Here is a 16,656-nt window from a genome sequence, read left to right on the forward strand (position 1 = left end):
TCGCGCCATCAGAGATGTGTATAAGAGACAGCCCCGGACGGCGTCTGGCGGGCCGCCCCGCCCGCCCCCGTGCGCGGCAACCCGACCGGCGCGGGCGACTCCGCGGTGGCCGGGCTGCTGTCCGCCCTGGCCGAGGGCCTCGACTGGCCGGAGCGCCTCGCCCGGGCGGTGGCCCTGTCGACGGCGACCGTGCTGGCCCCGACGGCCGGCGAGTTCGACGCGGCGGCCTACGCGGAGCTACTGCCACGCGTCACCGTGGAGCCGCACACGCCGACGCCCTGACCACCTCGGGGGCGGTCAGGGCGTCGGAACTCACACGCGTGGCTAGCTCTTGATGTGGCCGGACTTCAGCTCCAGCTGGTCGAGATTGGCGTCGCACTCGTCGCCCGTCTCGCACGACAGCTTGAGGGTGTTGGAGCCCTTGTCGAGCTGGACGTACGCGTAGGTGTTCGTCCAGCCCTTCTCCAGGTCGCCCTCGGGGGCCTGCGCGAAGTTCTTCATGTTGATGGAGCGGGGCTCCTGCTCGTTGACCGTCAGGGTCGTCTTCGCGTCCTTGCCGGGCACGCCGTAGGTCACGTACAGGGTGTACGCGCCGGCCTCGGGAACCTCGACCGTCCAGGTGGCCGACCGGCCGACCTCGTTCAGGTTGATGTAGTTGCCGTTCGCGCCCTTGGCGCCCTTGACCGTGGAGTCCAGGGCCGCCGTGCCGCCCAGCGTCAGCGTCGCCGCGTCCTGCTTCGGCAGCTCGACCGGCTTCGGGGACTCCTTGGGCTTCTTCTCCGGCTTCTTCGACTCCTCGACCTCGCCGGCGGGGCCCTGCGAGGAGGACGCCTCGTCCTTCTTGTCGTCCTTGTCGCCGTCGTCGCCCGTGAGCAGCGCGGCGCCGATGCCGATGACGACGACCGCGACCACGGCGACCGCCGCGATCAGGAGCGCCTTGGTGTTCGGGCCGCTCCGGCCCGGACCGCCGCCATGGCCGCCCTGCGCCGGAGGCTGCCCGCCCGCCCCGCCGGGGTAGGTCTCGGGGGCCGCGTACTGCGGGTTCGCCCGGTTGTACTGCTGCGGGGGCTGCTGGCCGTAGTTCTGCTGGGGCGGGTAGCCGTACCCGCCCTGCTGCTGCGGCGCCTGATGCTGGCCGTACTGGCGCTCGCCGACGGTCCGCACCTGGTTGTAGGACGTTCGGGGCACGCCCGGCTGCGCGGCCGGCCCCGGGTAGCCGTAGCCGCCCTGGCCGGGCGGCTGGGCGCCTGCCGCCTGTCCGTCCGCGTACAGATAGCCGAACGGATCGTCGTCCTCGGGCTTGCTCGCGCCGTTGTTTCCGGCCGTCATCCCTGGGTCACTCCTCACCATGTCGCCAGCCGTCGCCGACCGGCCGAGCCTACCTCGAACGGAGCAGGCCCCGAATTGTGCTGAGCGGCCCGGACGGCCGTCGGGGAACGGGTACGGGGTAGGGGGAGAAACGGGTCGTGAACGTCATCCGGCCCTGCGGTGAACCTTCGACCGGGACCGCTTTTCCACGTACATCCGCTGGTCGGCGGAGCGCAGGACCTCTTCGACGGTCATTCCGCACTCGGCCCAGCCGATGCCGAAACTCGCCCCGACCCGGACCGCGCGACCGTCGACCCTTATGGGCGGAATGATGGCATTTCTCAGACGAACGGCCAGGTCAGCGGCGTCCGCCGCCCCGAGGCCGTCGGCGAGAACGACGAATTCGTCACCCCCGAGCCGGGCGACGGTGTCACCGTCCCGTACGCACGTGCTCAGCCGCCGGGCGACCTCGATGAGCACGGCGTCGCCGGTGTGGTGCCCGAAGCGGTCGTTGATGGACTTGAAGCCGTCGAGGTCGCAGAAGAGGACCGCGAGCCCCTTCGTCCCGTCGTCGTGCTCCGGGTCCGGGGCCACCGTGTGCACATGGTGGTCGAAGGGCCCGCCGCCGGGAATCGCCTCGCCCTCGTACCCGTCGGCCTGGTAGCCGTGGGTCAGGGACGACTCGACATCCCCGTACGCCGCGTCCAGCGCCTCGATCGCGGTCGTGGCCGGGGAGTGCGGCCGCTCGCAGATCCGGGCGCTGAGCCGTGACTTCAGCTCGGCGCTGTTGGGCAGCCCGGTCAGCGCGTCGTGCGAGGCGCGGTGGGCGAGGTTCAGCTCGTGCCGCTTGCGCTCCTCTATGTCCTCGACATGGGTGAGCAGGAAGCGCGGCCCGTCGGCGGTGTCGGCGACGACCGAGTTGCGCAGCGAGACCCACAGATAGGTGCTGTCCCGGCGGCTCAGGCGCAGCTCGGCCCGGCCGCCCTCGGCGGAGGTCCGCAGCAGGGTGCCGATGTCCTCGGGGTGGACCAGGTCGGCGAAGGAGTAGCGGCGGAGCACCGAGGCGGGGCGGCCGAGCAGCCGGCACAGGGCGTCGTTGGTGCGCAGCAGCCGGCCGTGCTGGTCGCCGCCCATCTCGGCGATGGCCATGCCGCTGGGCGCGTACTCGAAGGCCTGCCGGAAGGACTCCTCGCTGGCCCGCAGCGCCTGCTGCTCCCGCTCCAGGCGGACCAGGGCGCGCTGCATATTGGCCCGCAGCCGGGCGTTGCTGATCGCGATGGCGGCCTGGGAGGCGTACATCTGGAGCGCCTCACGCCCCCACGCTCCGGGGCGGCGCCCGTTGCGCGGCCGGTCGACGGATATGACGCCGAGGAGGTCCCGCCCGCTCCCGGAGGCGTACATCGGGGCGTAGAGCCGGTCCAGCGGGTGCCACTCGTCCTCGAACCGGGGTTCGGGCCCCTCGGTGTGCCACTGGGGCACGTCGTCGTCGAGGAGGACCCAGCCCTCGGTGTGCGGAATGAACCGGAGGTCGTCCCAGGCCTCACCCATGGAGAGCCGGCGTTCCCAGGAGGAGCGGGAGCCGACGCGCCCGGTGATGAGGGCTTCGGCCGCGGCGTTGCCCGCGAAGGCGGCGATGACGAGGTCGCCGTCCGGCCGGACCAGGTTCACGCAGCCCAGCTCGTAGCCGAGGCCCGCGACGATCCCGTCGGCCACGGTCTGCAGCGTGTCCGCCAGACTCCGCGCCGTATTGAGATCAGCGACGGCCTGATGCAGCTGCCGCATGGTCGCAAGGCGGACGTACGGTTCCGACTCGGCCTCCATCGCTCGCACTCCCCGAGACCTCGACAGCAACTCCAGGTTTCATATCGACGTACTTGTTGCAGTGTCACGGCCACTGAATCACAGTGAGCTGTGCACCCGGTACACAGGGTCAGCAGAAAATGGACTCTGTGACTCAAGTCACAACAGATGACCGAGTGGTGTCGGTGACTCAGGGCGACGGCTCTCGTTCGGTGCGTGCCGGGAAGGGCCGGTTCCTGTTGTGTGCGCCCGCTCGTCGCACCGCCCGTGCCCCGCTCGTCACGCCACCCGTGCGCCCGCGTACGCGGTCCTTCCGGAGTCCTAGGACCGGCTTGGTCCCCTGGCCCGATGCGACCGCCCGGCCCCCGCGGTTAGCGTCTTCGTGTGCTCCAGACGAAGCCTCCCACCCCGCGCCCCGAGCCCATCCCCCATGCTGAGGGAGTGAGCAACGACGAGTTCCGTGCCGCACTCGCGCGGCTGGCCGCCGGGGTGGTGCTGGTCACCGCCCAGGAGCCGCCCCTCGACGAGGACGGCCGGGGCGAGGACGTGGGCATGACGGCGACCGCCTTCATGTCCGTGTCCCTGGAACCGCCCCTGGTGACGGTGAGCCTGCGCAACGGCTCCCGGATGGACGACCTGCTGGACGAGCAGCCGCTGTGGGCGGTCTCCGTCCTGGCCGCGAGCCAGCGGCACATCGCGGGGCGGTTCGCCATGAAGGGCCGGATCAGTGACCGGCTGCTGTTCGCGGACGTCCCGTACGTACGGGGCGAGGTGACGCGCGCGCCGCTGATCGGCGGAGCGCTGGCGACGTTGGAGTGCCGCACCGAGCAGCGCGTGGTGGCCGGGGACCACACCCTGGTGATCGGGCGGGTGCTCACGGCGGAGCTGCCGAGCCCGGAGGGCGACCCGCTGGCGTACTTCAAGGGGCGCTACCGCCACTTGGGCTGACGGCGCACGGCCTTCGACGTCACGTCGGTCGACGTCACGTCGGTGTCACCAGTCGCGGCCCGAGCGCCCGCGCTTGGTGTCGCCGCGCTGCTTCTTCTCGCGCAGCCTGCGCTCGTTGATGCCGCGCGGGATCTTCCGCTTGATCCGGGGCTTGGGCGGCGGCGCCGTGGCCTCGGCCAGGAGCGCGGCGAGCCGCACGGCGGCCGTCTCACGGTTGCGCCACTGGGAGCGGTGCTCGGAGGCCCGTACGGAGACCACCCCGCCCACCAGCCTGCTCGCCAGCCGCTCCAGCGCCCGCGCCTTCCACACCTCGGGGAGCGCGTCGGTCGCCGCCAGGTCGAAGCGCAGCTCCACCTGGGAGTCGCTGGTGTTGACGTGCTGGCCGCCGGGCCCGGAGGACCGCGAGAAACGCCACATGAGCTCGGCCTCCGGGAGGGAGACCGAGCCGCGGATGACATAGGGCCCGGACATGACACCCATGGTCCCTTCCCCGCGCCCCGTTCGTCACCTTCTTTTGCGCACACGGTCCGCACGGGGGCCCCTGACCGGGTCCACTTCGGGACGAAGTTCGGCAAAGAAAGTAAAGCGACCAGGAACCTCGTGGTCTGCTGCTTGCGTTATGACGGGTGACGGTAGCTTTCGTGATGGCACGAAGCCCGCACACGACGAGGAAAGGGACTTCCCATGGCAGTAAGCCTGTCCAAGGGCGGCAACGTCTCGCTCACCAAGGAGGCACCGGGCCTTACCGCCGTCACGGTCGGCCTCGGCTGGGACGTCCGCACCACCACCGGCACCGACTTCGACCTCGACGCCTCGGCGATCGCGGTCAACCCGGCGGGGAAGGTCGTCTCGGACGGCCACTTCGTCTTCTTCAACAACAAGTCGACGCCGGACCAGACCATCGTGCACACCGGTGACAACGTCACGGGTGAGGGCGAGGGCGACGACGAGCAGATCAACGTCAACCTGGCGGGTCTGCCGGCCGACGTGGACAAGATCGTCTTCCCGGTCTCCATCTACGACGCCGAGAACCGCAGCCAGAACTTCGGCCAGGTTCGCAACGCGTACATCCGCATCCTCAACCAGGCCGGCGGCGCCGAGATCGCCCGCTACGACCTGAGCGAGGACGCCGCCACCGAGACCGCCATGGTCTTCGGCGAGCTCTACCGCAACGGCGCCGAGTGGAAGTTCCGCGCGGTCGGCCAGGGGTACGCCTCCGGCCTGCGCGGCATCGCCCAGGACTTCGGCGTCAACCTCTGACCCGAGCGCACCACCGCTTCACCGGAGCCCCCGGCCGCCTTCGCGGCCGGGGGCTCCGGCGCGTGTGAGAGTCCGTCACGCCGCCTGCCCCGTACAGCGGAAAATCCACCACTTCACCGAATACCGGACAGCACGGCTCCCCATTCGTACAAGAACTGGTCAAAATCTTGTGAGGCAATTGTCGGCACACCGTCAACTTTGCTCATGAGGTGGCACGCTCTCCGCTCGTAGTCCCCCCACAGGACGACCAACGGAGAACACTCATGAACCTCCACACCACCCCCCACAACTCCCGCGCCACCCGTCGGCTCGCAGCACTCGCGGCGGTCGCCGCCATGGTCGTCGCCGGTGTCCAGGCCGGATCCGCCGTCGCCTCGCCCGGCGGCGACGACGCCCCCTCCGCCGCGGCGGCGCCCTCCACGGCCGCCGCACTCGGCGTGAACTCCTCGGCGCAGCGCGCCACGGCCATCACGTCGGCGCAGGCGGACGCCTCCTCGACGGCGAAGGCCCTGAAGCTCGGCGGCCAGGAGAGGCTGATCGCCCGCGACGTCGTCAAGGACGCCAAGGGCACGGTCCACACCCGCTACGAGCGCACCTACGACGGTCTGCCCGTCCTCGGCGGCGACCTGGTCACCCACACCGCCGCCGACGGCACGCTGAAGAGCGTGGACAAGGCGACGAAGGCGAAGATAGCCGTGGCGTCGACGACGCCGAAGCTGAAGGCCGCGGCGAGCGCCCGCAAAGTGATCTACGCGGGCGGCGAGAGCCCCGTCCTCGCCTGGGAGACCGTCAAGAAGGGCGTCCAGAAGGACGGCACGCCCAGTCGCGTCCACACCATCACCGACGCCACGACCGGCGAGAAGCTGCACAGCTACGAGGCGATCGAGACCGGCACCGGCAACAGCCAGTACAGCGGCGAGGTCGAGCTGACCACCACGAAGACCGACGCGGGCTTCGAGCTGGCCGACGGCGAGCGCGGCGGCCACCAGACGTACGACCTGAACCAGGGCTCCTCCGGCACCGGCGAACTCGTCACGGACGACGACGACGCCTGGGGCGACGGCACCGGCGCGGACCGGCAGACCGCCGCCGTCGACGCCCACTACGGCGCGGCGAAGACCTGGGACTTCTACAGGACCGCGCTCGGCCGCGACGGCATCGCGGGCGACGGCAAAGCCGCCTACTCCCGGGTCCACTACGGCGAGAACTACGTCAACGCCTTCTGGGACGACAGCTGCTTCTGCATGACGTACGGCGACGGCGAGGGCAACAAGAACGCTCTCACCTCCATCGACGTCGCGGCCCACGAAATGACCCACGGCCTCACCTCCGCCACCGCCAACCTGGACTACGCGGGCGAGTCCGGCGGCCTCAACGAGGCGACCAGCGACATCCTCGGCGCCTCGGTGGAGTTCTTCGCCGACAACGCATCGGACGCCGGGGACTACCTCATCGGCGAGAAGATCGACATCAACGGCGACGGCACCCCACTGCGCTACATGGACAAGCCCAGCAAGGACGGCAGCTCGGCCGACTTCTGGGACGAGAACCTCGGCGACATCGACGTCCACTACTCCTCCGGCGTCGCCAACCACTTCTTCTACCTGCTCGCCGAGGGCAGCGGAAAGAAGACGATCAACGGCGTCGACTACGACTCCGCGACCTCCGACGGCTCGACGCTGACGGGCATCGGCCGGGAGAAGGCGTACCAGATCTGGTACAAGGCCCTCTCCGTCTACATGACCTCCACCACCGACTACGCGGGCGCGCGCGTCGCGACCGAGAAGGCGGCGACCGACCTGTTCGGCGCGGACAGCGAGGAGCTGAAGGCGGTCTCGGCCACCTGGACCGGGGTCAACGTCAAGTAACGCGTCACGTCAGCGAGTAGAAGCCGGTCAGCCCTCCAGGGGCGGCCGGCTCCTGCCGTACAGCCAGGCGTCCCACAGCTCCGTCAGGTCCCGCCCCGTCTCCTCCTCGACGTACGCGGTGAAGTCCTCGGTCGAGGCGTTGGCGTGCCGGTGAGCCTTCGTCCACCCCCGGACCAGGGCGAAGAACGCCCGGTCGTCGTCCATGGCGAGCCGGACGCGGTGCACGGCCATCGCCCCGCGCCCGTAGACCGGCGGCCCGGACAGCTCGGCGGCGGTCGGCGGATCCGCCGGCGGGAACGCCCAGTTCGCGTCGTCCTCGTACGCCGCCTCGAAGCTCTCCTGGACCGGTACGTCCTCGTGGTCGGCGGCCCACAGCCACTCCGCGTAGGTCGCGAAGCCCTCGTTCAGCCACATGTCCCGCCAGGTCACGGGGGTGACGGAGTTCCCGAACCACTGGTGGGCCAGCTCGTGGACGAGGAGCGCCGTGTCCGGCGGGCCGGGGTAGACGGGCCGGTTCTGGGTCTCCAGGGCATAGGCCGAGTCGCCCGTCCGCTCAACGATCGCCCCGGCGGAGGAGAAGGGATACGGGCCGAACTTTCCTGCCGACCACTTCAGCACGGCCGGGATCCGCGCCAGCACGTCCTCGCTCGCCGCCGCCGACTCCGGGTCCACGGCGGTGAACAGCCGGATGCCGTCGGGGGTCACCGACTCCTCGGTGACGAACCGCCCCACGGCGACGGTCGCCAGATAGCTCGCCATCGGTTCGGCGGTCCGCCAGCGGTAGTCGGTGCGCCCGTTCGTCGTACGCCGGGACACCAGCTCGCCGTTGGAGATCCCCGCGAGCCCTTCGGGGACGGTGATCCCGATGTCGTACGCCGCCTTGTCGCTCGGGTGGTGGTTGCCGGGGAACCAGGCCATGGACCCGGCCGGTTCGCCGAGGGCGACCGCGCCGTCCGCCGTCCGCAGCCAGCCCTCCTTCGACCCGTCCGGGTCGGTGATCGTCTCCGGGGAGCCGGAGTAGCGCACGACGGCGGTGAACGTACGCCCCTTGCGCAGCCGGTCCTCGGCATCGGCCGCCGGACGCAGCGTCAGCTCCTTGCCCGCCCGGTTCACGGCCGCCGGGCGGCCCTCGACGGTGGCGCCGTCCACGTCGAGCCCCGCGAGGTCGAGGTGGAAGGCGCTCAGGTCCTGGGTGGCGCGGGCGGTGATCGTCGCGGTGCCGCGCAGCTGGTCCCCGGCCGGGTCGACGTCGAGCTCCAGGCCGTAGTGGGTGACGTCGTAGCCGCCGTTGCCGAGCCCCGGGAAGTACGGGTCGCGCAGTCCGGCCGCGCCCGGAGTTCCCTCGACGCCGCCCGTGCAGCCCGCGCAGAGGAGAGCCAGGGCGAGGGCCGGCGAGAGCCGTGCGGTGCGCCGCCGGGCCGGGTTTCGGTGATTCACTCGGCCGATCCTAGGTCCCGGGGCGACGTCTCCCGGGGGGCGAAGGAGCCGCCCACCTCGGGGGAAGAGCGGGCGGCTCCAGCTCAGAGGATGGCGATTCCGAGCGGCCGGTTGCCTGCCTCCAGGAGGACCGGCTCACTCTTCTCGTCGTCCAGGTCGACGACCGTGATGCCGTTCCTGTACCCGTCGCGGGTGAAGCCGCCGGTGACGTACGCCGTACGGCCGTCCTTCGACACCGCCACGTCCTCGTGCGGGCCGTCCAGCGGGACGACCCGCTCCTCGCCGTCGGGGGACCGGACGGTGAGCGAGGGGTCCTCGTCGTCCGGTCCGATCGGGCCGGTGCCCACCACGAGGAGGGTGCCGTCGGGGGCGAGGGCCGCGCCGTGCTGGTGGGTGTTCGCGGTCATCGGTTCGATGGTCACCTCTCCGGTGCGCGGGTCGAGGACCGCGAGCCGCTCCCCCTCGAACGGCAGCAGCAGCGTGCCGTCCTCGGGGCGCACGACGGCGTAGTGCGGCTTCAGCCAGGAGCCGAGCCCGCCCTCCGTGCCGTACGGGGCGACTTCCATGCGCCGGGTCTCCAGCGAGTCGGCGTCCACCGCCGTCACGTCGAAGGAGTCGTGACCGGTGGCGTACACCTCGCGGCCGTCCGGGGACACGTCCACGTCGAAGGGGCGCACGCCGACGGGCGCGGTGCCGGTGACCTCGCGGGTCGCGGTGTCGATGACCTCGACCGCGCCGTCGCCGCCGGGCACGTTGACCCCGACGTAGACGTGCTTCCCGTCCGGGGCCAGGGCGATGCCCATGCCGCCGCCCCGGTACTCGCCGGTGGTGACCGGGCCGGACTCCGTCTCGTAGGGGACGAGCGCGAGCCGGGTCCGCTCCCGGGTGTCGACGACCGCGACGCCCTCGGCGGTGGCGACCCAGGCCCGCCCGTCCTCGCCGACGACGAGGCCGTAGGGCGCGGTGCCGACCTTCACCGAGGCGATGGGGGCCCCGCCCTTCCCGGACCCGTCCCGGCCGGGGTCGACGAAGGTCACGGTGTCGCTGCCGAAGTCGGCGACGAGGAGGGTGCCGTCGGGGGTGCGGCCGGCGGGGGCGCGGGAGGGGTCGGGGGTCGCCACGGTGCCGGCCGCGGCGGAGGCGCCCGGGGCCGCCTCCGTCGGGCCGGCCGAGCACCCGGCGAGCAGGGCGGCGGCGACGAGCCCGAGGGCGAGGCGACGGGCGCGGGGGCCGCGTTCCCCGGTCACGCGGCGTCCCGCGGCAGGGCGGCCGGCCCGGTCGTGATCGAAGGCGTTCATCGGTACTCCGTTCCCTGCTGTGCCCGTGCGGATGGTGACTACCGGGCGAGGGCCGCGACGCCCGCCCGGGCGAACTTCTCGTCCAGGTCACCGCTGGGGGCGCCGGCCACGCCGATGCCCGCCACCGGGGCGCCCTTGACCTGCACCGGAGCACCGCCCCCGAGGAACAGGGTGCCAGGGATGTCCTTCAGGTTCGGAGCCTGCTCCAGGCGCTTGACCAGCTCGGAGGTGGGGGCGTTCCAGGAGACGGCGGTGTACGCCTTCTTCACCGCGGACTCGGGGGACTGCGGGCCCGCGCCGTCGCCGCGCAGGGAGACGATGGTGTTGCCGTTGCGGTCGACGACCGCGACGGAGACCCGCTGGTTCTCCTTCTTCGCCGCGTCCAGCGTGGCCTGCGCGGCCTTGGTGGCGGCGGCCACGGTGAGGTGGGTGGTCTGCTGGAGGTTCCGGTTGCTCGTGTCGGCCTTGACCGCGGCGGCGGGGGCGGCGGCCGGGGAGGAGGCGCTCGCGGACATCGCGCCGAACGTGCCGGCCCCGAGGGCGGCGACGACGACGGCGCCGGTGACGACACGGGTGCGCGGCGACAGCTTCTTCATGGTGGCTCCTTGGTGATCCGGGGGCGGCCCGGTGGTTCGGTGTGCGGGGCGGCCCGGAAGAGGTCCGGGCGTTTCGCTCCGGTATCGATCCTCCCGGCGGATCCGGCCCCGTACGGTCGGCGTACCGGCTGGAAGCGGCGCGCGGGTCGGCCGACGCCCCCATCAGCCGATCGGTTGATGCAGGGGAGGCCGGATCGGGTCACCATGGAAGATCCGCGCAGGTCAGCAGGGCCGGGCGAGACGGAACACGAGGTACGAGGTGGACCACCGGAGCGATCCGCGGGCCCCGGAGAGGGGCGGACCCGCCGACGACGCCGCCCCCGGCCCGGGGCGGGGTGCTGACCCCGGCTCGGGCCCGGGCTCGGGCCCGGGCTCGGGTTCCGGCTCGGGCCCGGGCTCGGGTTCCGGCTCGGGCCCGGGCTCGGGTTCCGGCTCGGGTTCCGGCTCGCATCTCGCCTCGGGTTCCAGCTCAGGTCCCGGCTCGGGTCCGGGCGACGGCGGTCCGGACCTCGGCCCGGGCCCCGGCGCCGACCCCGACGCCCGCTGGCTCGCGCTCCTCATGCACGCCGCGTTCTTCCTGCTGCTCGGCGCCTCGCTGACCCGGTTCCTGATACGGCACCCCGGGGAGGCCCGCACCCCGTGGATCATCGCCCTGTCGATCACCCTGGCGGTGCTGTACCTCCTGGGGCCCGTCCTGGGCTCGCGCCCCACCCCGCGCCGGCTCACCTGGCTCGGGGTGCTCGTCCTCGTCTGGATGGTGCTGGTGGTCCTCGCGCCGAGCTTCGCGTGGTGCGCGGTGCCGTTGTTCTACACCGGCCTGCGCATCCTGCCGCCGCGCGCGGCCCTCGCCCTGGTCGCCCTGCTCACCGCGTTCGTCGTGGCCGCGCAACTGCGCCTGGCCGAGGGGTTCGACCCGAACCTGGTCCTCGCCCCGCCCGCCGTCGCCGCCGTGGCGACCGCCGTCTTCGTCCATATGCGGCGCCAGGCGGTACGCCAGCGGGAGTTGGCCGGACGCCAGCGCGAGCTGATCGACGACCTGCTGCGCACCCGGCGCGAACTGGCCGCCACCGAGCGGCGCGAGGGGACCCTCGCCGAGCGTCAGCGCCTCTCCATGGAGATCCACGACACCCTGGCGCAGGGCCTGTCCAGTCAGCAGATGCTGCTCCAGGCGGCCGACCGCACCTGGACGGCCGATCCGGACGCGGCCCGCCGCCATGTCCGTACGGCCGCCGGCATCGCGGAACGCAACCTCGCCGAGGCCCGCCGCTTCGTCCACGACCTGGCCCCGGCCGACCTGGCGGAGGGCGGCAGCCTGGAGGCGGCCCTGCACGCGCTGGCGGCCCGGGAGAGCGCCCAGGCGGAGGGCGCGCTCACCGTCCACTGCCATGCGGAAGGCGCCCCGCACGCCCCGCTGCCGGACCGGGTCCGGTCCGCCCTGCTGCGCATCGCCCAGGGGGCCCTGGCCAATGTGCGGGAGCACTCCGGGGCCACCGCCGCCGGGCTGACCCTGACCCACCTCGACGACCGGGTGGTCCTCGACGTCGGCGACAACGGCCGCGGCTTCACCGTGGAGCACGCGACCGTCCGCAGCCCCGACACCGTGCGCGGCCACGGGCTCCCCGCCATCCGTGCCCGCGTGCACCAGCTCGGCGGAACGCTCACCATCGAGTCGGCCCCGGGCGAGGGCACCGTGCTCTCGGCCGCGATCCCGCTGGCGCCCGCCCCCCTCACCGTTCCGGAGGACCCCGCATGACCGGCCGAGGCCCGCAGACACCCCCCGTACGGATCCTCCTCTGCGACGACCACGTGGTCGTCCGCGCCGGGCTGCTCGCCCTCCTCGGCAGCGAACCGGACATCGAGGTCGTCGGCGAGGCCGGCAGCGGCGAGGAGGCCGTGGTGCTCGCCGCCCGGCTCACCCCGGACGTCGTCCTCATGGACCTCCAGCTCGGCGAGGGCATCGACGGCGTCGAGGCGACCCGCCGCATCGCGGCCGGCGGCACGGCCCACGTCCTGGTGCTGACCACGTACGACACCGACGCCGACATCACCCGGGCCATCGAGGCGGGGGCGACCGGCTATCTGCTGAAGGCGGAGCGCCCCGAGGAACTGTTCGCCGCGATCCGGTCCGCCGCCCAGGGCCGCACCACGCTCTCGGCACCCGTCGCCAGCCGGGTCATGGCCCGGATGCGCAGCCCCCGCCCCACCCTCACCGACCGCGAACGCGACATCCTGGCCCAGCTCTCCCAGGGCCTCGGCAACCGCGACATCGCCCGCGCCCTGTTCATCAGCGAGGCCACGGTAAAGACCCACCTGGGCCGGATCTACGACAAGCTCGGCGTCGACACCCGTGCGGGCGCGGTGTCGGTGGCGAAGGAGCAGCGCCTGCTGCCATGAGCCGGGCGCGGAGCCCGCGTGATCCGTCGGACGGAGCCGGAACTTTCGTACAAGACACGCACGCCGCAGTCGGCAACGGTAGGGGCATGCGCAGAGATCACGGGGGTCCCGGGCCCGGGGACCATGATTCCGAGAACGGCTGGGAGGTCGCCCGCCTCCTCGGCGGCACAACGCTCGACGGTGTGCGGATGGCCGGCTTCCGTGACCGCGCGTCCGTCGGGCTGGACATGCAGGTGCTCCCGCAGCCCGTCGTGGTCGTCGTCATCGGGCTCGGGGAGAGCCCTCTCACGGTGGAGAGTGCCACGGCGCGGCGGCCCCTGAGGAGCTTCGTCGCCTCGTTGTCGCCCGGCCGGGCCCGTGTCCGGGGCGAGAACGTCGAGTGCGTCGAGGTGTGTCTGCCGCCCCTGGCCGCCCGTGCGGTGCTGGGCGTCTCCCCGCGCGAACTGGACGGGTCGGTCAACGGTCTGGAAGACCTGTGGGGGCGGCACGCCCGCTACCTCCGCGAGCGGATGACCGACGCCACGTCGTGGCAGGAACGCCTGGCGCTGACGGACGCGTTCCTCGCGAAGCGGGCGGCCGGCACACCATCGGTGTCGCCCGAGGTCGCCGCCGCCTGGGACACCATCGTGGCCCGCCGGGGCCGGGTACGGGTCGCCGGTCTCGCCGCGTCCTTCGGATGGAGCCGCAAGCGGCTGTGGTCCAGGTTCACCGACCAGATCGGCCTCACGCCCAAACGCGCCGCCATGCTGGTCCGCTTCGACCACGCCGCCCGGGCCCTCTGCGCGGGCGAGAGCGCCGGCACCGTCGCCGTCGCGTGCGGGTACGCCGACCAGTCCCACCTCCACCGCGACGTCACGGCCCTGGCCGGGTGCACGCCGCGCGCTCTGGCCGGCAGGTCCACGTCCGCCGGCTGACCTTCACGCGCGTAACCACCGCACGTCCCACCGCGCATCCCACCGCACACAGTCGAGAGGGAACACCCATGACGAACACCGATGTCACGGCCGCTGAGACGGCCGGCCGCGATCTGATCGTCCGGCTCGCGTTCGGGAGCATGGCGGCGCAGACCCTGCGTGCGGCGGCCCGGTTGAGGGTGGTGGAACTGTTGGGCGACGCGCCGCGCCGGGCCATCGAGGTGGCCGCCGACGCCGGAGCCGAACCCCAGCCCATGGAGCGGCTGCTGCGCGCCCTGACCGGGCTCGGTCTGCTGCGGGAGCCCCTCCCCGGGTCGTTCGCGGTGACCCCCGCGGGAGCGCTGCTGCACCCCGGCCGCCCCGACTCGCTCGCCTCGTTCGTCAGGATGTTCACCGAGCCGACGATCGTCCGTGCCTGGGAGCACCTGGACGACAGCGTCCGCACCGGCGAGGTCGCGTTCGACGGCGTGTTCGGAACGGACTTCTTCAGCCATCTCGCCCAGCACCCCGAGCTGTCCGCGGAGTTCAACGCGGCGATGAGCCAGGCCGCCTCGGAGACCGCCGCCGCCCTGCCGCACGCCTTCGACTTCGGCCGGTTCACCTCGGTGACGGACGTCGGCGGGGGCGACGGCACCCTCCTGGCCGGTGTGCTCACCGCGCACCCCAGCCTCACCGGTGTCGTCCTCGACACGGCGGAGGGCCTGGCCGGGACGCCGGACACGATGGCGCGGCACGGGTTGGAGGACCGGTGCTCCCTGATCGCCGGAGATTTCTTCCACTCGGTCCCCGGGGGCTCGGACCTCTACCTGATGAAGAGCGTCCTGCACGACTGGACGGACGACCAGGTCGTCACGATCCTGAGCCACTGCCGTGAGGTGCTCCCGCCCGGCGGCCTCGTCCTGATCGTGGAGCCCGTGCTTCCCGATGCGGTCGACATCCAGGCCGACGTCACCGACGGCGGGGTCACCTACCTGAGCGACCTCAACATGCTGGTGAACGTGGGCGGCCGGGAGCGCACCCGTGAGGACTTCGCGGAGGTGTGCCGCCGCGCGGGCCTGGCCCTCACGACGGTCACCCCGCTCACGGAGGCCGCGCCGTTCGCCGTCATCGAGGCCGTGGCCGACTGACCTGAGCCGATCGGCCCCCGGTCACCGGACGTTGTCGAGGTGGTCGCGGAGACAGAGCCTCCGGGACGAACCCGCCATCGGCGTACGCGTCCGGCATACCCGCGCCGCTTCACCCGATCGTGTCGGGCCGCCCCGGACGGGCATGACACCATCGATCCGTGCTCGACATCGGCTACTCCCTCTCCCGCCGCTTCCCCGACCCCCCGCAGACCGACTACCGCCGCGCGGACGTCCGCGCGCTGCGGCACGATCTGTTCTCCGGCGACGTCTACCTCGCGGACACCAAGGCGGACCGTGAGGTGTCCACAGCCTGGGGATGGGTGCCGGTGCTCGACTTCGCGTGGGCGCTGTGCGACATCGTCGAGCAGATCGACCAGGACCCGCGCGGCAACCGCTCGCACCGGCAGCAGTACGCGGAGCTGGACTTCACCGAGTCCTCGGACCGGATGCTGTTCGAGCGGCGCTTCGGCTGGGTCGACGTCGAGGCGGACTGGATGCCCGGCGACGAGCCCCCGCTCACCTTCAGCCACTCCCTCCTGCGCCGCGAGGCCCGCGACTTCCTGCACGACCTGATCGCCGACCTGGCCGACATGCACGAGGGCCTCGCCGACAACCCCGTGATCTGGGACCTCCAGGCCCGCTTCCCCCGTCTGTGAGGCCCTCGGGGCCTCCCGGGGGCCTCACGCCTCCACCCGCACCCCGATCTGCGCCGCGAACGCCGGGGCCAGCTCCATCAGCTGCGACGGGCTGATCACCGCGCCCGCCAGCCGGTCCACGCCCCGTGCGATGTCCAGCTCGGCCACCGCGCGCAGGTCCACCGACTCCATCCGGACCCCGCTGAAGTCCGCCCGCTTCAGCACACAGTCCCGGAACTCGACGCGCACCAGGTGCGCGCCCCCGAAGTCCGGCTCGGAGAGCACACAGCCCTCGAAGACGACGTCCTTCAGCCGGGCCTCGCGCAGATTCAGGTAGTCGATCTTGCCGCCCCGCACCACCACCCGCTCCAGCACCGCACCGTGCAGCTGCACCCCGCCCAGGCGCGCGTCCACCACCTCCACGTCCCGCAGCGAGGCCTCCGCGAGATCGGTGCCCACCCCCCGTACGCCCGTCAGCACCGCGTCGATGAAGCGGGCCCGCGCCAGCTCCGCACGGTCCAGGGAGCAGCCCTCCAGTGCGCAGTCCATGAACCGGGCCCCCCGGCCCGACGCGTCCGTCAGGTCCACCCCGTCGAACCGCACCCCGTCGTAGTCCCCGTCCGGCTCCAGGCCCTCGCCGTCGTAGGGAACGAGCGGCGGCAGCCGCACCTCCGGACGCCGCGCCGCCGCGACGGCACCCTTCTTGCCCTTGTTCGCCCCGGTCGTCCTGGTCGCCCCGGTCGTCCTGCCCGCGCTCGCTGCCATCCCCCCATCGTGACGCACCCCACTGACAACGCCCCGGCGACCGTGTCACGAGCCGCCGCCCCCGATCCGTCGCATCATCAAAGATGCGAAGGAGATCCAGCCATGGAACACATCCACGTCATCGGCGGCGGCCTCGCCGGCCTCGCCGGCCTCACCGCCGCGATCACCGCGGCCGAGTCCGGTGCGCGCGTCACCCTGCACGAGGGCCACCGGACGCTCGGCGGCCGGGCCAGGACCGCGGACGGGCCGTACCGCACCAACGAGGGCCCGCACGCCCTGTACCGGCGCTGTCTCTTATACACATCT

At 72.4% G+C, this 16,656-nt stretch carries 16 protein-coding genes and 1 pseudogene; 10 read left to right on the forward strand and 7 right to left on the reverse strand.

All coding sequences use genetic code 11. The features are described from left to right. Nucleotides 1-33: 33 nt before the first annotated feature. Nucleotides 34-282 (forward strand): annotated as a pseudogene (locus CR470_RS26110) (PfkB family carbohydrate kinase); the annotation flags it as partial. A 42-nt stretch (nucleotides 283-324) separates the two neighbouring features. Here CR470_RS26110 and CR470_RS26115 read toward each other — a convergent pair. Together CR470_RS26115 and cdgB are read right to left on the reverse strand one after the other, a co-directional pair. Further along, complete coding sequence (locus CR470_RS26115; protein ID WP_097869982.1) at nucleotides 325-1,329, reverse strand: carbohydrate-binding protein; 1,005 nt, start codon at nucleotides 1,327-1,329, stop codon at nucleotides 325-327. A gap of 144 nt (nucleotides 1,330-1,473) precedes the next feature. Further along, the gene (gene cdgB / locus CR470_RS26120) at nucleotides 1,474-3,129 is read right to left on the reverse strand and encodes a diguanylate cyclase CdgB (RefSeq protein ID WP_097869983.1); all 1,656 of its coding nucleotides are present in this window, start codon (nucleotides 3,127-3,129) and stop codon (nucleotides 1,474-1,476) included. 420 nt (nucleotides 3,130-3,549) lie between these two features. Here cdgB and CR470_RS26125 point away from each other — a divergent pair, with 420 nt between their 5' ends. Next, complete coding sequence (locus CR470_RS26125) at nucleotides 3,550-4,056, forward strand: flavin reductase family protein (RefSeq protein ID WP_097869984.1); 507 nt, start codon at nucleotides 3,550-3,552, stop codon at nucleotides 4,054-4,056. 45 nt (nucleotides 4,057-4,101) lie between these two features. Here CR470_RS26125 and arfB read toward each other — a convergent pair whose 3' ends face one another. Then, the gene (arfB, locus tag CR470_RS26130; RefSeq protein WP_097869985.1) at nucleotides 4,102-4,536 is read right to left on the reverse strand and encodes an alternative ribosome rescue aminoacyl-tRNA hydrolase ArfB; all 435 of its coding nucleotides are present in this window, start codon (nucleotides 4,534-4,536) and stop codon (nucleotides 4,102-4,104) included. 204 nt (nucleotides 4,537-4,740) lie between these two features. Between arfB and CR470_RS26135 the strand changes: the two genes are divergently transcribed. Then, nucleotides 4,741-5,316 (forward strand): TerD family protein, encoded by a 576-nt coding sequence (locus CR470_RS26135; protein WP_097869986.1) that lies wholly within the window; start codon nucleotides 4,741-4,743, stop codon nucleotides 5,314-5,316. A gap of 263 nt (nucleotides 5,317-5,579) precedes the next feature. Beyond that, nucleotides 5,580-7,184 carry a M4 family metallopeptidase gene (locus tag CR470_RS26140; RefSeq protein ID WP_097869987.1) on the forward strand — a complete coding sequence of 535 codons (1,605 nt, stop codon included), beginning with the start codon at nucleotides 5,580-5,582 and terminating at the stop codon, nucleotides 7,182-7,184. Nucleotides 7,185-7,211: 27 nt separating this feature from the next. Here CR470_RS26140 and CR470_RS26145 read toward each other — a convergent pair whose 3' ends face one another. The 3 genes from CR470_RS26145 to CR470_RS26155 all read right to left on the reverse strand — a co-directional run bounded on the left by CR470_RS26145 (nucleotide 7,212) and on the right by CR470_RS26155 (nucleotide 10,515). Beyond that, nucleotides 7,212-8,621, reverse strand: coding sequence for a M1 family metallopeptidase (locus CR470_RS26145; RefSeq protein WP_097869988.1), 1,410 nt, complete (start codon nucleotides 8,619-8,621; stop codon nucleotides 7,212-7,214). Nucleotides 8,622-8,704: 83 nt separating this feature from the next. Next, nucleotides 8,705-9,919, reverse strand: a complete 1,215-nt coding sequence (locus CR470_RS26150; RefSeq protein ID WP_257138922.1) for a YncE family protein — start codon at nucleotides 9,917-9,919, stop codon at nucleotides 8,705-8,707. Between the two features lie 38 nt (nucleotides 9,920-9,957). After that, on the reverse strand, nucleotides 9,958-10,515 hold the full coding sequence (locus CR470_RS26155) for a GlcG/HbpS family heme-binding protein (protein ID WP_097869989.1): 558 nt from the start codon (nucleotides 10,513-10,515) through the stop codon (nucleotides 9,958-9,960). Between the two features lie 259 nt (nucleotides 10,516-10,774). On the opposite strand from CR470_RS26155, the gene CR470_RS26160 reads away from it, so the two are divergent. The 5 genes from CR470_RS26160 to CR470_RS26180 all read left to right on the forward strand — a co-directional run bounded on the left by CR470_RS26160 (nucleotide 10,775) and on the right by CR470_RS26180 (nucleotide 15,606). Further along, nucleotides 10,775-12,268 (forward strand): sensor histidine kinase, encoded by a 1,494-nt coding sequence (locus tag CR470_RS26160; protein WP_097869990.1) that lies wholly within the window; start codon nucleotides 10,775-10,777, stop codon nucleotides 12,266-12,268. After that, a complete protein-coding gene (locus CR470_RS26165; protein WP_097869991.1) occupies nucleotides 12,265-12,909 on the forward strand; it encodes a response regulator in 645 nt (214 codons plus the stop codon). Before CR470_RS26160 ends, CR470_RS26165 begins: the two co-directional genes overlap by 4 nt. Before the next feature lie 86 nt (nucleotides 12,910-12,995). Next, nucleotides 12,996-13,823 carry a helix-turn-helix domain-containing protein gene (locus tag CR470_RS26170; protein ID WP_097869992.1) on the forward strand — a complete coding sequence of 276 codons (828 nt, stop codon included), beginning with the start codon at nucleotides 12,996-12,998 and terminating at the stop codon, nucleotides 13,821-13,823. A gap of 68 nt (nucleotides 13,824-13,891) precedes the next feature. Beyond that, complete coding sequence (locus tag CR470_RS26175) at nucleotides 13,892-14,950, forward strand: methyltransferase (RefSeq protein ID WP_097869993.1); 1,059 nt, start codon at nucleotides 13,892-13,894, stop codon at nucleotides 14,948-14,950. Between the two features lie 158 nt (nucleotides 14,951-15,108). Further along, entirely contained in the window at nucleotides 15,109-15,606 is a 498-nt protein-coding gene (locus CR470_RS26180) for a hypothetical protein (protein WP_030590408.1), read from the forward strand. 24 nt (nucleotides 15,607-15,630) lie between these two features. Here the strand turns inward: CR470_RS26180 and CR470_RS26185 are convergent, their stop codons facing one another. After that, the gene (locus CR470_RS26185; protein WP_097869994.1) at nucleotides 15,631-16,350 is read right to left on the reverse strand and encodes a pentapeptide repeat-containing protein; all 720 of its coding nucleotides are present in this window, start codon (nucleotides 16,348-16,350) and stop codon (nucleotides 15,631-15,633) included. Nucleotides 16,351-16,452: 102 nt separating this feature from the next. On the opposite strand from CR470_RS26185, the gene CR470_RS26190 reads away from it, so the two are divergent. Continuing rightward, nucleotides 16,453-16,656, forward strand: a 204-nt coding sequence (locus CR470_RS26190) for an FAD-dependent oxidoreductase (protein ID WP_143663870.1), incomplete at its 3' end; no start/stop codon positions are given.

It is taken from the genome of Streptomyces sp. rh34 (assembly GCF_002551245.1).
Classification (GTDB): Bacteria; Actinomycetota; Actinomycetes; order Streptomycetales; family Streptomycetaceae; genus Streptomyces.

Coding starts and splice junctions, on each gene's coding strand:
- cdgB (WP_097869983.1), bottom strand. CDS start 3,129: ATGGAGGCCGAGTCGGAACCGTACGTCCGCCTTGCGACCATGCGGCAG.
- arfB (WP_097869985.1), bottom strand. CDS start 4,536: ATGGGTGTCATGTCCGGGCCCTATGTCATCCGCGGCTCGGTCTCCCTC.
- CR470_RS26150 (WP_257138922.1), bottom strand. CDS start 9,919: ATGAACGCCTTCGATCACGACCGGGCCGGCCGCCCTGCCGCGGGACGC.
- CR470_RS26140 (WP_097869987.1), top strand. CDS start 5,580: ATGAACCTCCACACCACCCCCCACAACTCCCGCGCCACCCGTCGGCTC.
- CR470_RS26135 (WP_097869986.1), top strand. CDS start 4,741: ATGGCAGTAAGCCTGTCCAAGGGCGGCAACGTCTCGCTCACCAAGGAG.
- CR470_RS26115 (WP_097869982.1), bottom strand. CDS start 1,329: ATGACGGCCGGAAACAACGGCGCGAGCAAGCCCGAGGACGACGATCCG.
- CR470_RS26170 (WP_097869992.1), top strand. CDS start 12,996: ATGCGCAGAGATCACGGGGGTCCCGGGCCCGGGGACCATGATTCCGAG.
- CR470_RS26175 (WP_097869993.1), top strand. CDS start 13,892: ATGACGAACACCGATGTCACGGCCGCTGAGACGGCCGGCCGCGATCTG.
- CR470_RS26155 (WP_097869989.1), bottom strand. CDS start 10,515: ATGAAGAAGCTGTCGCCGCGCACCCGTGTCGTCACCGGCGCCGTCGTC.
- CR470_RS26165 (WP_097869991.1), top strand. CDS start 12,265: ATGACCGGCCGAGGCCCGCAGACACCCCCCGTACGGATCCTCCTCTGC.
- CR470_RS26185 (WP_097869994.1), bottom strand. CDS start 16,350: ATGGCAGCGAGCGCGGGCAGGACGACCGGGGCGACCAGGACGACCGGG.